The organism is Chryseobacterium sediminis, from assembly GCF_008386505.1.
In the GTDB taxonomy this organism is placed as follows: Bacteria; Bacteroidota; Bacteroidia; order Flavobacteriales; family Weeksellaceae; genus Chryseobacterium; species Chryseobacterium sediminis.
In genome coordinates, this window is sequence record NZ_VUNZ01000003.1 from 533,648 (window position 1) to 547,622 (window position 13,975).

General features: G+C 36.7%; 15 protein-coding genes. 10 read left to right on the forward strand and 5 right to left on the reverse strand.

The window, feature by feature from the left end:
- Positions 1-184 precede the first annotated feature (184 nt).
- From FW780_RS22740 to FW780_RS17705, 5 genes are all read left to right on the forward strand, one after another.
- Positions 185-1,228 (forward strand): bifunctional transcriptional activator/DNA repair enzyme AdaA, encoded by a 1,044-nt coding sequence (locus FW780_RS22740; protein ID WP_149834987.1) that lies wholly within the window; start codon positions 185-187, stop codon positions 1,226-1,228.
- Between the two features lie 55 nt (positions 1,229-1,283).
- On the forward strand, positions 1,284-1,889 hold the full coding sequence (locus FW780_RS17690; RefSeq protein ID WP_149834988.1) for a CDP-alcohol phosphatidyltransferase family protein: 606 nt from the start codon (positions 1,284-1,286) through the stop codon (positions 1,887-1,889).
- Positions 1,890-2,018: 129 nt separating this feature from the next.
- Positions 2,019-2,621, forward strand: a complete 603-nt coding sequence (locus tag FW780_RS17695; RefSeq protein WP_149834989.1) for a DUF2911 domain-containing protein — start codon at positions 2,019-2,021, stop codon at positions 2,619-2,621.
- Positions 2,622-2,624: 3 nt separating this feature from the next.
- Positions 2,625-3,152: a GNAT family N-acetyltransferase gene (locus tag FW780_RS17700; protein ID WP_149834990.1), complete on the forward strand. Its 528-nt coding sequence runs from the start codon at positions 2,625-2,627 to the stop codon at positions 3,150-3,152.
- Positions 3,149-3,520: a cupin domain-containing protein gene (locus FW780_RS17705; protein WP_149834991.1), complete on the forward strand. Its 372-nt coding sequence runs from the start codon at positions 3,149-3,151 to the stop codon at positions 3,518-3,520. The genes FW780_RS17700 and FW780_RS17705 overlap by 4 nt, the downstream gene beginning before the upstream one ends.
- 327 nt (positions 3,521-3,847) lie before the next feature.
- Here FW780_RS17705 and FW780_RS17710 read toward each other — a convergent pair whose 3' ends face one another.
- The gene (locus FW780_RS17710; protein ID WP_149834992.1) at positions 3,848-4,603 is read right to left on the reverse strand and encodes a LytR/AlgR family response regulator transcription factor; all 756 of its coding nucleotides are present in this window, start codon (positions 4,601-4,603) and stop codon (positions 3,848-3,850) included.
- Positions 4,600-7,431, reverse strand: coding sequence for a sensor histidine kinase (locus FW780_RS17715; protein WP_167510751.1), 2,832 nt, complete (start codon positions 7,429-7,431; stop codon positions 4,600-4,602). The genes FW780_RS17710 and FW780_RS17715 overlap by 4 nt, the downstream gene beginning before the upstream one ends.
- 274 nt (positions 7,432-7,705) lie before the next feature.
- Here FW780_RS17715 and FW780_RS17720 point away from each other — a divergent pair, with 274 nt between their 5' ends.
- Positions 7,706-8,578: a T9SS type A sorting domain-containing protein gene (locus FW780_RS17720; protein WP_149834994.1), complete on the forward strand. Its 873-nt coding sequence runs from the start codon at positions 7,706-7,708 to the stop codon at positions 8,576-8,578.
- 85 nt (positions 8,579-8,663) lie between these two features.
- Here the strand turns inward: FW780_RS17720 and FW780_RS17725 are convergent, their stop codons facing one another.
- Positions 8,664-9,407: a dienelactone hydrolase family protein gene (locus FW780_RS17725; protein ID WP_149834995.1), complete on the reverse strand. Its 744-nt coding sequence runs from the start codon at positions 9,405-9,407 to the stop codon at positions 8,664-8,666.
- Between the two features lie 152 nt (positions 9,408-9,559).
- Positions 9,560-9,991, reverse strand: coding sequence for a type I restriction enzyme HsdR N-terminal domain-containing protein (locus tag FW780_RS17730; RefSeq protein ID WP_149834996.1), 432 nt, complete (start codon positions 9,989-9,991; stop codon positions 9,560-9,562).
- A gap of 7 nt (positions 9,992-9,998) precedes the next feature.
- Between FW780_RS17730 and holA the strand changes: the two genes are divergently transcribed.
- From holA to FW780_RS17745, 3 genes are all read left to right on the forward strand, one after another.
- A complete protein-coding gene (gene holA / locus FW780_RS17735) occupies positions 9,999-11,036 on the forward strand; it encodes a DNA polymerase III subunit delta (protein ID WP_149834997.1) in 1,038 nt (345 codons plus the stop codon).
- 296 nt (positions 11,037-11,332) lie between these two features.
- Positions 11,333-12,274, forward strand: coding sequence for a thioredoxin-disulfide reductase (gene trxB, locus FW780_RS17740; RefSeq protein WP_047376728.1), 942 nt, complete (start codon positions 11,333-11,335; stop codon positions 12,272-12,274).
- A gap of 390 nt (positions 12,275-12,664) precedes the next feature.
- Entirely contained in the window at positions 12,665-13,042 is a 378-nt protein-coding gene (locus FW780_RS17745; protein ID WP_149834998.1) for a VOC family protein, read from the forward strand.
- A 263-nt stretch (positions 13,043-13,305) separates the two neighbouring features.
- Here FW780_RS17745 and FW780_RS17750 read toward each other — a convergent pair whose 3' ends face one another.
- Entirely contained in the window at positions 13,306-13,515 is a 210-nt protein-coding gene (locus tag FW780_RS17750; protein ID WP_149834999.1) for a hypothetical protein, read from the reverse strand.
- A gap of 111 nt (positions 13,516-13,626) precedes the next feature.
- Here FW780_RS17750 and FW780_RS17755 point away from each other — a divergent pair, with 111 nt between their 5' ends.
- A complete protein-coding gene (locus FW780_RS17755; protein WP_149835000.1) occupies positions 13,627-13,839 on the forward strand; it encodes a glyceraldehyde-3-phosphate dehydrogenase in 213 nt (70 codons plus the stop codon).
- Positions 13,840-13,975: the final 136 nt, after the last annotated feature.

Here is a 13,975-nt window from a genome sequence, read left to right on the forward strand (position 1 = left end):
TAAGGCACTCTGCAATCTTTCTACTTTTGAATAAAAAAGTTATGATAAGTTTTGAACAGTTACATCATAGTGAACAACCATTACCTTTGAGTAATGTGTTGAATGTAGAGATCTGCAGGAAGCTTGAAAAAGCAAGTCAGAAGGTTACGAATAGAAGAAATTTTTCACCTCTTTTTATTTAATTATGAAACTCACAGAAAAAATAATGTATGAGGCCTCTTATACGAAAGATGTTTCATTTGAAGGAATATTCTGGATGGGGGTAAAAACCACAGGTATATTCTGCAGACCAACCTGTACAGCACGGAAACCAAAATTTGAAAATGTAGAGTTTTTTTCCAATACCAAAGATGCGATGCTAAAGGGATATCGTCCGTGTAAAGTATGCAGACCTTTGGAACACCTTAATGCAACACCAGAATCTATAAAAGAACTGCTGAAAGAAATTGCAGATGATCCAACATTAAAACTTAAAGATTATGATCTTGTAAAAAGAGGATTGGAACCCGCAACAGTCCGCAGATGGTTTCTGAAACATCATGGAATAACTTTTCATGCTTTTCAGAGAATGTCAAAGCTCAATACAGCATTTAAAAAGCTTCAACAGGGAGAATCAGTTACAGGGGTGGCATTTGATACGGGATATGAAAGTCTGAGTGGTTTTAATGAGAGTTTTAAAAATATTTTTGGAGTATCTCCTAAAAATAATACAACGGAAAAAATCATTGATCTGAAGAGAATTGAAACCACACTGGGAACCATGATAGCCTGTGCTGATGAAAATGGAATCTGTCTGCTGGAATTTTCAGACAGGAAAGCACTTCCTACAGAGCTGAAAAGTATCTCAGCACATTGTAATGCGAATATTATACAAGGAGAGAACCCTCACTTTGATACTCTGGAACAAGAACTTTCAGAATATTTTGAAGGAAAAAGAACCCAATTTACTGTTCCTCTTTCTCCAGTGGGAACTGCTTTCCAGAAAGAAGTCTGGAATATTTTGCAGAAAATTCCTTACGGAGCAACAAGAAGCTATCAGGAACAGGCTGATATCCTGGGAAATCCTAAATCTGTAAGAGCAGTAGCCAATGCGAACGGCTTAAACAAAATATCCATTATAATACCCTGTCACCGTGTGATTGGAAGCAATGGGCAGTTAACAGGATATGGCGGAGGGATCTGGAGAAAACAAAAACTATTGGAACTTGAGAAAGCTATTTTGTTTTAAAAAAAATTATCACTTACCTTTCACCCCTTTAATATAAGTTTTATTCCACGCTTCTATGAAATCAAAAATTCCGGCTATTTTAATTTTTTCCAGACTGATTATTGGATTTATAATCATTTCTTTAAGCCTTATTAAAATAGAGAATCATCAAATAATTATTGTCATTCTTTTATCCATAGGATTACTGACCGATATTTTTGATGGAATCATCGCCCGGTATCTGAATGTTTCAACCCCAAAGCTCAGACGTATGGATTCTACGGTTGATCAGATTTTTTTCATCTCAGTAGGAGTTTCTACTTATTTACTGTGTCCCGGATTTTTCAAAACAAATGTTTACAAAATAATTATTCTGGCAGGGGCAGAAGTCCTTATTTATCTGGTAAGCTTTTTAAAATTCAGAAAAGAAGTGGCAACGCATTCTATTGGGGCCAAAATATGGACCTTATTTCTTTTTGGGACACTGATTCAGATTATCTTAAAATGTCAGTCTGTTATTTTGTTTAATTTTTGTTTTTGGGTAGGATTACTCACTCGGGCAGAGATTATTGCCATCCTTTTAATCCTTAAAGAGTGGACGAATGATGTGCCTTCTGTTTTTCATTCCATACAGCTGAGAAAAGGGAAAAATATCAAGAAAAGTAAAATCTTTAATAGTTAATCATTCATTTCTAAAGAGAATTGTCTTAAAAGAATATAACTATAGAAAAATATCGGTAAAACAAAAATTAACGAAGTTTGTGAAAGCTATTTTGTTTTGATTTTCGTAATTTTAAACAAAAATTTACACGTGAAAAAGTTACTAGCAGCAGTTTGCATTTCAGTTTCAGCATTAAGTTTTGCTCAGGATTATTCTGTGCCGGCAGCAAGCCCGCGTCAGAAGGTGGAGCAGCAATTTTCAATGTCTAAGATTTCTATTGACTACGGAAGACCGGGAGTGAAAGGACGTAAGATCTTTGGAGAATTGGTTCCTTATGGTCAGGTTTGGAGAGCAGGTGCTAACTCATCTACGAAAATTACTTTCGGACAGGCAGTTAATTTCGGTGGGAAAACAGTTCCTGCAGGAACTTATGGATTATTTATCGTTCCTACAGAAAAAGAATGGAAAGTGATCCTGAATAAAGATTTCCAGCAATGGGGAGCTTATACTTACGATCCTAAACAGGATGTAGTAGATGTTACTGTGCCGGTTAATAAATTAACAGACAAACAGGAATGGTTTGAAATTACCCTGAATCCTACAGATGAAAATACAGGTAACTTAGTGATCAAATGGGATATGGCTCAGGCGGAAGTTCCTTTGAAACCATCAAAATTAGACACTGTAATCAAGATTTCTGACAAATTGAAGGAAATCAAGAAAATAGAATCAGATTCTACTAAAAAAAGCTAAACAATGAATTTTTCTGTTCAGCCTGTTTTAGAGAATGAAGAATTTCAATTGATCCCCTTACAGCAAGGGGATTTTGAATCTTTATATGAAGTAGCTTCCGATCCTAAAGTCTGGGAACAGCATCCCAACAAAGATCGTTATCAGAGAGAGGTTTTTGAAAACTTTTTTACAGGAGCTATGGAGAGTGGTGGTGCTTTCAAAATTATTGAGAAAGCTACCGGAGATGTATTGGGAAGCAGCCGTTATTATAACTTTGATGAAGAAGACAGTCATATTTTTATCGGATATACTTTCTATGGAACAAAATCATGGGGAAAAGGTATCAATCCTCAGGTTAAAAAGCTGATGCTGGATTATATCTTTCAGTTTGTAGATAAAGTGCATTTTCATATTGGGAAAGAAAATTTCCGTTCGCAGACAGCTTTGGAGAGACTTGGAGGACAAAAGATAGCAGAGGAAGAAGTTGCTTATTTTGGAGAGCCTTCAAGAACCAACTTCGTTTATGAAATTAAAAAAGAAGACTGGGCATGAAAAAATATAAAATCCAACAGTCCCCATTTGTAGTTCCTACTAATGATGGGAAACTGATTGAAGAGCATTGGGGAAATTCTACCGGAAATTCTAATGTTTCGATTGCTCATATGGTGGCGCCTCCTGATTGGAGCGAGCCTCATCAGACCCCTGAATTTGATGAATTTACATATATCATCTCAGGAAAAAAGCAATTTGAAATTGACGGAGAGACTGTTACTCTGGAAAAAGGTCAGAGTATTCTTATTGAAAAAGGAGCAAGAATTCGTTACAGTAACCCGTTTTCAGAACCTTGTGAATACCTTGCTATCTGTCTGCCTGCATTTTCTATGGAGCTGGTCAACAGAGAAGAGGAAGGAGTAGATTAAGAAAATTTCAAAAATATAAAAGGCAAATCTGAGGGTTTGTCTTTTTTTATTATTTTTAAGTTTAAATGAATATATAAATGGCTACACAAATGTGTCCCCACTGTAAAGAAGACTCTTTCACGTGGCATATTGATGATGAAGAGTCAGGTATAACAGTTTGGGGTTGTTATCAGTGTCACTATACAGCTGAAGAAGATGAAAATGACGAATGCATCTGTGATCATTGCGGTCATCGGGCAAAGACTAAATTAAAAGATCAGGATAAAGAATATTGGTGGTGTTTTATATGTAAGGAAATTATAAAATAAAACGTAAATTTCCGTTTTATTACTTAAGTCTTTTAATAATCCGGAGAAATTCATCTTTCTTTCTCTGTGAAACCTGTAAAGATGTTTCATCACTCATAATGATATAGCCGCCCCGCCCGCGGATGTACTTTTCAACATGCTGAAGGTTGATGAGGTGCTGATGGTGAATACGGACAAAGCCCTGCTCCTTCAATGTTTCTTCAAAATAGGCAAGGGTATGGGAAACCACTATTTTCTTTCCGCCTTTGAAATAGAGGGAAGTATAATTATCATCAGCCTGAAGGCGCACAATATCTATGGTATGGACGTATACCAGACCTTCGAGGGTAGGCAAAGCAATTTTAGTCTGCTCAACCGGAGTTTTAATGTGCTGCAGTAGCGCTGATAATTGCTGTATTTTATTCTTGTCTTCCAGAAGTTTGGATACCCTGTTTACAGTAATCATTAATTCATGAATCACAATGGGCTTGAGAAGATAATCCACCGCATGATGTTTGAATGCCTCTACAGCGTACTGATCATAAGCGGTAACAAATACTGTATAAAAATTAATATCAGATATCTTATCAAATAATTTGAAACCATTTTCTACAGGCATATTCACGTCCAGAAACACCAGTTCCGGAGAGGTCTCCCGGATCACTTCTACAGCTTCATTTACAGAATCGGCTTGCCCGACTATTTCAACATCCGGACAGTATTTAGATAAGAAACGGAGAAGGGTCTCGCGGGATTCCTGTTCATCATCTACAACAATAGATTTTATTCTGTTCATAGGAAAGGGGTATTTTTTATGGTTATTCTGACAATAGTTCCCTGTAAATCGGGGTTTATATTGTTTTTATCGGTGATTTCTGTAGAAATAGATGTTCCATATAGTTCATTGATGGCGGAAATTCTTCCGGCGGTAATTTTCAGTCCCATAGATTTATAATCATCCGGTCTGCTGTCAAATTCGCGGGCTTTTTCAAATCCTACGCCGTTGTCTTCCACAATACATATGATGGAGTCTTCACTACGGCTACAGGATATCCTTAGAATTCCTCCTGTTTTCAGATACCTCAATCCATGACTGATAGAATTTTCAGTATAAGTCTGAAGAAGCATGGTCGGGATTTTTAATTGTTCCAATCCGAGCTCTACAAAAATTTCATAGCTGAAGTGATTTTTGAAACGCATCTGCTCCAGTTCAATATAAGTTTTCAGCATAGACATTTCTTTCTCAATTGTATTCCAGTGTTCTTTGGAGTGGGTGAGGGTCTTTCGTATCAGGTCTGAAAAAGCGGCCATGTAATAATTGGCATTCAGTTCATCTTCTTTGCCATAATAATTCTGGATGGCATTCAGAACATTAAAGATAAAATGAGGATTAATCTGAGCGCGGAGAGCCTGCATTTCCAGCTCTGCAATCATTTTTTTTCTTTCCGTTTTCTCCGCTTCTTTTTTACGGATAATATTGACACGATGCCTGTATATTAAGATTATAAAGACCAATAATAACAGTAATATACCTCCCATAAACCAAAGTTCTTCCCAAAATGGAGGTTTTACAACAATGGCCAGAACAGCCGGTGTTGTATTCCAGCTATTGTTTTTACCAGATGCCCAAATGTTGAGAAGATAATTGCCTGGCTTTAAGGCTCCCAGAGTTAAGGTGCTTTCTTCTGTAATTACGGTGTCATTTTCAGCCCCAGACAGAAGATATTTATACTTGATATCTTTTTCGTCCAGATAAGAAATTGCCGTATAGATGATTTGAGCATTATTCTGATTATAATTCAGACTTATTTTCTGCGGATAATAAACCGTGCTGTCTTTAAGAGAAGCCTTTAGAAAATATACTTTGTAAGGTTGGCTTTTGCTGACCTGATCCTGGCTGATGACAATAATTCCTTTTGACGTAGCTAGAAAAGCTTTTCCTTCACTGAATGTAACATTGTTGATCATATGACTCGGAACTCCATCAGCAGCGGAGAAATGATAAACAGAAAAGTGCATATCATCATCAAAGGTGATTCGGGATAATCCTTTATCTGTATTTACCCATAGTCTTTCTTTCTCATCTACATAGGCCTTCTCACAAATATTACTGATTAAGCCATTGGTTTTATTCAGCTTAATGATTCTTTGTCCGTCACGAATAAAAATACCATCAGAGTGAGTACTAATGACAAGTCTTCCTTTCAGAAAATTGAGTGAGGTGATACGATTTTTTCCTAAAGACGGATCCTGAATGAATTTTTTTTTAGCCGGATTGTAGTAAAATAGTCCCTGTACTGTACCAAGCCAGTAGGTTCCCTTTGTATCAATTGCTGTTGCAGGAGCTGCAATAGAAGTAATCAATTCTGGGAGTTGACTGAAAGTTTCTTTCTTGAGATCATAGATAAGATGATTCCTCTTTTCCGTACTGGTTTGGCTTAACAGTACAGTATTATTTTTGATTGATGCTGATTTTTGGGAGAATTCCAGAAGTTTTGTGTATCTATTTCCGGTCAGGCTGCATTTGAATAATCCTCTGTCAGTTCCTGCGAAGAAAGTATCATCATCAATAGGTAAAATATACTTTAGTCTGTTCCATTGTCCGTCTCCCAGTGTATATAAAGGTTTGAAACGATTCTTTTCTCCTATCATAATCGCACTGTTGCTGTATCCCGCCAGAAGCTTTCCTCCGGGCAAATATTTTACAACTAAAACATTATTATCTGTAAGACCGTCATCTGTAGTATAGACCAGCGTTTTATTTGCGGGCTGCATGTATACCCCTTCATTGGTAGGATACCAGCTATTACCCTGTTTATCTATAAAACTGCTATAGCTTACAATGCCTTTCATTGCAATATAATGGGGCCTTTGGTCTGCAATCTCATTAGGGTCATATTCCAGAATTCCGCTTGTGGTACAACACCATATTTTATCATTTTTGCCTATCGTAAGATCAAGAATATTGCTGGGCATTTCAATTTTTTTAATCAGAGGCTTATCTTCTTTAAATATAATATCGTAGAGAATATTATAATACCTTACATACAGATGTCCGTTCAGATAAAAACAGGCTCTTACAGCTTTTTCCTTAAATACATATGCTGTCTTTATTCCAGAATGCGTTTTTTTTATAATCTTTTTGGTGGAAACATAAAAGTCCTGACCCTGATCTTTGAAATGATAATTAGGAGATTGTGAGATGGTATCTTTGGGGTTGAAAATACTTTTTTTGCCTATGAGATATTTTTTGTGCTGATCAGAATACAGATCCCATCTCGGGGTAATATCGTAAAACCCGATTCTTCTTTTCTCCATGAAGCGACAAAGATTGTCATTCTGTACAGAATATACTTTTCCGTTATAAATATAGGTAGGACTTCCATTATAAGTGCTTACCCATAAACGCTGCCAGGGATCTTCCCATGCCTGAAAGGTTTCATTATCAGGAAGCCCGTGATTGCTGGTAATGGTCTCAAAATGATGCCCGTCAAACCTCGATATTCCCCAGCTGGTACAGAACCAGATAAACCCTTTACTGTCCTGATACACTGAGTAAACCGTATTGCTGGGCAGTCCGTCACTAAGCGTATAATGTCGCAGCTGGGGTTTCTGGCCGTACATCAGCAGGCTTTGAAACAAAAAGAATAATATGAGGGAGTAATGATACATAGTTTTCAGGCTAATATAGAAAATTCCCCAGAATGAGAAATGCTTCAAAAAGTTGTATTTCCAGCTTTTCTGCTCATTCAAAGTATCGAAATACTCATCTGGGTTTTTTTTCTGCTCACTTGCTCATTAGTCCTTTTTTTTTCCTTAAAAAAGAAACAACTTGTACCTGTTTATCGGTAACGGCGTCCCGTGATAACAAAGAACGCCATCACAAAAATATTACCTTATGAAAAAAACTCTAACAGAGATCTTTAGATCATCAGAATCATTTTTAAGCTTAGGGAAAACAGGAGCCCTTCTTATTGCTGTACTTTTTTCTGGCGAAACATTTAAGGCACAGAAGATAATAGATCCTTTTCCTTATACCTATGATATTGTTGTAAAAAGACAAGATTCATTTTGGAAGGAAGTCTCTGGCCATGTACATTCTGATGCTTTGCTGGAAATGAAAATTGGGCCAAATGCGCTTCAGAAAAATTTTATTAAGGATGTTGAAATAGCGTCTCAAACTTATAGTTTTCCATTGGTTGCAACACTTCCAGGTGCTCCGCCAATTACACAGACTTTTAAAATTCATTTTCCTTCACCAGGGTTAACAAGCCTTTATTATCCCATTCCAACTGCAGTGGGAGGATCCACTACGATTATTCCCGGATGCTGGACACCTGAGATGGATCGCGGGCTATACCATGACACGGGTACTACTACAAGTTATGGGTATGGGGTAACTCTTACCCGTACTGCTTCTGCAGAATATATTCTTCAGTGTACTCAATTCAGTTGTTATATATGCCAGCCATGTCCACCTGTAATTCCAACTTTTAGTAAATCAAACTCAGCCCAACAGAACAAAACGAAACTCTATCCAAACCCAAGCAGTGGATTCTCAGAGCTTGAGTACACCGCTTCAGGAAAAGAGACCATTACTGTAATGGTTACAGATATTGCAGGCAAAACATTGTATGGATATAAGACTGATATTGAAGCAGGGGTTAATAAACTGCCAATAGATCTCCAAAAAGGAGTATCAGGAACCTATTATGTGAATTGGCGTTCCAGTAACGGAAATGCAGGATCATTACCAATCATAAAAAAATAATTTTTGCGGGTAAAAACTAATATTGATGAAAAAAAGCGCACCTTGGTGCGCTTTTTATTTTTGATATTTTAGATGGAAGCTGAGTTTATTTCAGAATTTCCTTTAGGAACATAAGGGTGTGATTCCATGCTCTTTTAGCCATAGTTTCATTATAATCCGGAGATTTCGGATCTGTAAAGGTGTGTTTTGAATGAGCGTAGGTGATGATCTGCCAGTCGGCATTTCCTTCATTCATTTCTTTGATGAGGTTATTGTAATCATCAGGAGTGACACTTTTATCATCTGCCGGATTTTCAACCAGAATTTTAGCACTTAATGTTTCATTTTTTCTGCTCTGATCTCTGGCCAGACTTCCGTGGATAGAAACCACTCCGGCAACAGGCAAATGACCTCTTGCAGATTCTAATGCTCCGGTACCTCCGAAACAATATCCAATTACAGCTGTTTTATCAGAAATTGCTCCGTTTTTCTTCAGCTGTTCCAACGCCAGTGAAATTCTTTTCTGGTATTCCTGATAATTCTGTTTGTAATATCCTGAACTTTTAGCAGCGGATTCATTGTCAGCAGGAATCTTTCCTTCACCATAAATATCAGCGATGAAGGCAATGTAACCCTGTTTTTCAAGCTCTAAAGCTGCTGTTTTAGCTTCTTCATCAATTCCTTTCCAGGCTGGCAGAATCAAAACTCCCGGAAGTTTTTTTCCTGCGTTGGAAGTGATAAGACCATTTAGTTTCTGTGAACCGTCCTGATAGGAAACAGGTTTAAGTTTCTGGCTGAAAAGGGTTCCTGAAGCCATAATCATTGTGGTTAATAAGATAGAACGTATCATAATTAATTGTTTGTGAATGAGTGGATGGTAAGATAGATTAAAAGTAAGAAAATATTTAAAAGAGTTCAGCGTCAGCTTCAAATTTCTTCAATTCCTTTATTAAATCAATATCTGAAAAAGGGATAGAGCAGTTTCTTAATCTCTGTCTTTCTTTACTCTGGCCTGTAAAACTGATACTGCCCGTTTTCATAATAAGCATTAATATGCTGAAGTCCATTGGTCAGAATGATTTCTCTGGCTCCGATAATAGAATTGTACCTTGCTGTCTGTTCAAATGTTTTTTCCGTTAATTTGATCTGTGGAGCTTTGCATTCGATCAGAATTACAGGCTCTGTTTTCTCAGTAACCAGAAGGTCAATACGTTTTGTTAGCCCATTCAGGACAATCTTTTTTTCAGTGATCAGGGCTGATGTAGAATAGGATTTTACAGTAAGGTAATAATGTATCCAGTGCTGTCTTACCCATTCCTCAGGAGTGAGCAGAAGATAAGTTTTACGAACCAAATCATAAATAAAAAACTTATCTTTGTCTTTCTTGAATTTAAAATCAAAAGTTTCCTGAAAATTCAGTTTTGGAAGTTCCATTAATAAGATGAAAGAATTAGATTTAATCCTCAAAAATATTAAAAATAAAGAAGTTTTACCTATTTATTTTTTCCACGGAGAAGAAGCTTACTTTATTGATGTCGCTGTAAAAGCCCTTGAAAATAACTTTTTGGAAGAAGATGAAAAAGCTTTCAACCAAACAGTTACCTACGGAAAAGATACTTCTTATCAAGAAGTTCTTTCTTTGGCAAGGCAGTTTCCGATGATGGGAGACAAGCAGGTGATTATCGTGAAAGAAGCTCAGGATTTGCGATTTAATGAAGAGGAAAACAGAATTCTGGAATCTTATGTAGAAAACCCTGTTCCTTCTACAGTATTGGTTTTTGCTCACAAACACAAGAAGCTGGACAGCCGAAAAAAGGCCGCTAAAGCTTTAGATAAAGCCAAAGCTCTTTTTCTGAGTGAATCTGTAAAGGAAAGCAATCTTCCTAAATGGATTTCAGATGAATGTACGAAACTTAAAATCAATACAGCACCAAATATTTCCCATCTTCTGGCAGAATATCTTGGTAATGACCTGTCAAGAATTGTCAATGAACTCAACAAATTAAAGATCATTCTTAAAGAAGGAGAAATCCTTGACGGGACTATTGTTGAAAACCATATCGGAATCAGTAAAGAATATAACATTTTTGAACTTCAAAAAGCTTTGGGGACCAAAAATGCCAATACTGCTTTTAAAATTGCCCATTTTATGGGAAAGAATCCGAAAAACAATCCTTTTGTAATGATGCTGGCAAGCCTTTACAATTACTTTTCAAACGTTATTATCTATCAAACGATGGCTGGGCAGTCTCCACAGACCATTGCATCCCAGATGGGGGTAAATCCTTATTTTATAAAAGACTACGCAGAAAGTGCAAGACTTTATCCTTTGAAACATGCTACAAGAGTCATTTCTATTTTGCGGGAATTCGATATGAAAGGAAAAGGGCTGGGTGCTGTGAATATGGGAGAAGCGGAACTGATCAGAGAGCTGGTTTATAAAATTATCAATGTAGATAAGATCAAGATGAAAGTGTAGACGGGATGCGTGATGCGTGGTAATGAGTTTCGTGATTCGAGATAACGAGATGAGTTTGCGATACTTGATGTGGGAATGAAAATAAAATTTTTAATTTTCATATTAAACATCGACCCCTGTAACCCGAACCCCGAACCCCGCAACTCGAATCCCGAATCCAGAACCCAAAAACAACTCCTATCGAAATTCAACATATCAGATATTGACAAGTATCATTAAAATAACTTTAAGGAGAAATTAAAAATTCCGAAATTAGCAGTCTTAATTCAAATTAAATCTTTTCGAACAAGTAAATTATGGAGCAAAACATTTTAGATTGTGTGATCGTTGGATCTGGGCCTTCTGGCTTCACCGCTGCTATCTATGCAGCAAGAGCAGACCTTAAACCTGAATTGTATACAGGTTTGGAGCCAGGCGGACAATTAACTACAACCACAGAAGTGGATAACTTTCCGGGGTATCCAGCTGGGATTACAGGTCCTGAAATGATGATGGATCTGCAAAAACAGGCAGAAAGATTTGATACCAAAGTTCATTATGAAATGATCACTAAAGCTGAATTCTCTAAAGAAGTTGGCGGTGTTCACAAATTATATGCAGGAAACAAAGAGATTTTGGCAAAAACAGTAATTATCTCTACAGGAGCTACTGCAAAGTATTTAGGTCTTGATGATGAAAAAAAATATGCAGGAGGTGGTGTTTCAGCTTGTGCTACGTGTGACGGATTCTTCTACAGAGGAAAAGATGTTGTAGTAGTAGGAGCAGGAGATACAGCTGCCGAAGAAGCTACTTATCTTGCAAAATTATGTAAGAAAGTAACTTTATTGGTAAGAAAAGACGTTTTCAGAGCTTCAAAAGCAATGGTTCACAGAGTGGAAAGTACTCCAAATATTGAAGTGAAATTCCACCATGAATTAATCGGGATTGAAGGTGAAAACAGCCTGGTAGAAAGAGCGGTAATCATCAACAACCAGACTCAGGAGAAATCTACAGTAGATGTTGAAGGAATCTTTATTGCAATTGGTCACAAACCGAATACTGATATCTTCGCAGGCCAGATAGATCTTGATGAAAACGGATATATCTTAACAGAAAAAGGTTCTTCAAGAACAAATCTTCCGGGAGTATTTGCTGCAGGAGACGTTCAGGATCATATCTACAGACAGGCTATTACAGCTGCAGGAAGCGGATGTATGTCTGCAATGGATGCTGAAAAATATTTAGCTGAATTACACTAATCGTATTCAGTTTATACAATACAAAGCGTGCCTTATGGGTGCGCTTTTTTGTTCTTATATACCTATTGTTGGGTAATCACAAAGATGCAAAGATTTTTCTACTTTATGTATGATTTTAAGTCGCAAGAATATTTCGGCTTCACTCAATATGAGATTTTCAGCAAAAAATATACGTTATCAATTTTATCGGAGATAAAATCTTTGTGTCTTATAACAGACTTTTTTAATATTACTTGCGCTTTTGTGTTTTCCAACAAAAATATTTCTTCATATCAAATATCCAATGAGAAATTTATGAAATATCTGATAAAAACATTAATATATTTGTGAACAAGCAAAATGATTCCGTTTTGCATTCCATTTATATAAACTAAAAAAAACGAATAAAAAATGAAAAGAGTAACCGCTATTGGAGGCATCTTCTTTAAGTGTAAAGACCCTGAACAAGTAAACGAATGGTACAAAACCCACCTCGGATTACCCACCAGTCCATACGGCGCTAAATTCGACTGGAAAGACGAAGAATCTGATAAAAAAGGATATACACTGTGGAGTCCTTTCAAAGAATCTACTCAGTACTTTGAGCCTTCATCAAAAGAATTTATGATCAACTACCATGTGGAGAATATTGAAGCATTGGTAGAAGAACTGAAAAAAGAAGGTGTAACTGTTCTGGATGAGGTTGCTACATATGAATATGGAAAGTTTGTACATATTCTTGATCCGGAAGGAAACAAAATAGAATTGTTTGAACCTGTTGGAGAGTAAAAGGTGAAGCAAGCGGAACAAACTAAAACATGGAATCTAAAGTATTTTAACGAAGCCGAGATTCCTGTGGAATGACAAACATTACAACTGAAGACATACACATTCCACTCCCTCGGAGGGGTGGCGAAAATTCAGAGAATTTTTGACGGGGTGGTTTTCCCTGCGCTCAAGTCTTTCCACATTGTCATTCTGACGAAGGAAGAATCTCAAACTTGAAGATTCTCTTTCGCCAGAATGACAGTTTTACAATACTTTTGTAATTCCTAATCCAAAATGTAGATTTTCTTTTCTTTAAGATTGAATCCCAGTTTTTTACCCAGCCAATTGATGCTTGTCTTACCTTCATAAATAAGACCTTCCACAAAAGAGACTTTAGGTTTTTCAATGGTAGAAAAAGGGGTAGAGATAGAGCCAATATCGCCTTTATAAAACTTGGTTGTCAGATCTGGATTGAATTCGCTTTTCTTTTCCATCACTGCAGGTTTTCCTTTTTGATATCCTCGCTAAGTACAGATCGTTCATGAGAATAAATATCTTCATACTTAAAGTAAAATTCCTACATTTAGCAACTAATCAAAAAGAATATGGAAACAAAAGTCATCAAAATAACACACGTTACCGGAACCTACATCATTGATGCTCCCCATGGAAAGCTAAATGACCTGAAAACCCAGCTGGACAAGTGCCTGAACGATGAGCAGGGTGCTATTGTGATAAAGGGAGAAGATGGAGATCAGTTTGTATACCCGTCTGATCTTTTAAAAAATAGCTTCATTGCAATCATAGATAGGGAATAGGTGGTGTGTTCATGAAAAATAATTCCCCTGATTCCTAGTCTATTATTAAGTTTTGTTAAAATTTGTGTGGCAAAAGTTTTGCAGAAAATAAAAATCGTTCTATATTTGCACCACTGAAAACAACGGTATAGCCGGG

Coding starts and splice junctions, on each gene's coding strand:
- FW780_RS22740 (WP_149834987.1), top strand. CDS start 185: ATGAAACTCACAGAAAAAATAATGTATGAGGCCTCTTATACGAAAGAT.
- FW780_RS17690 (WP_149834988.1), top strand. CDS start 1,284: ATGAAATCAAAAATTCCGGCTATTTTAATTTTTTCCAGACTGATTATT.
- FW780_RS17700 (WP_149834990.1), top strand. CDS start 2,625: ATGAATTTTTCTGTTCAGCCTGTTTTAGAGAATGAAGAATTTCAATTG.
- FW780_RS17705 (WP_149834991.1), top strand. CDS start 3,149: ATGAAAAAATATAAAATCCAACAGTCCCCATTTGTAGTTCCTACTAAT.
- FW780_RS17710 (WP_149834992.1), bottom strand. CDS start 4,603: ATGAACAGAATAAAATCTATTGTTGTAGATGATGAACAGGAATCCCGC.
- FW780_RS17715 (WP_167510751.1), bottom strand. CDS start 7,431: ATGTACGGCCAGAAACCCCAGCTGCGACATTATACGCTTAGTGACGGA.
- FW780_RS17720 (WP_149834994.1), top strand. CDS start 7,706: ATGAAAAAAACTCTAACAGAGATCTTTAGATCATCAGAATCATTTTTA.
- FW780_RS17725 (WP_149834995.1), bottom strand. CDS start 9,407: ATGATACGTTCTATCTTATTAACCACAATGATTATGGCTTCAGGAACC.
- FW780_RS17730 (WP_149834996.1), bottom strand. CDS start 9,991: ATGGAACTTCCAAAACTGAATTTTCAGGAAACTTTTGATTTTAAATTC.
- holA (WP_149834997.1), top strand. CDS start 9,999: ATGAAAGAATTAGATTTAATCCTCAAAAATATTAAAAATAAAGAAGTT.
- trxB (WP_047376728.1), top strand. CDS start 11,333: ATGGAGCAAAACATTTTAGATTGTGTGATCGTTGGATCTGGGCCTTCT.
- FW780_RS17745 (WP_149834998.1), top strand. CDS start 12,665: ATGAAAAGAGTAACCGCTATTGGAGGCATCTTCTTTAAGTGTAAAGAC.
- FW780_RS17750 (WP_149834999.1), bottom strand. CDS start 13,515: ATGGAAAAGAAAAGCGAATTCAATCCAGATCTGACAACCAAGTTTTAT.
- FW780_RS17755 (WP_149835000.1), top strand. CDS start 13,627: ATGGAAACAAAAGTCATCAAAATAACACACGTTACCGGAACCTACATC.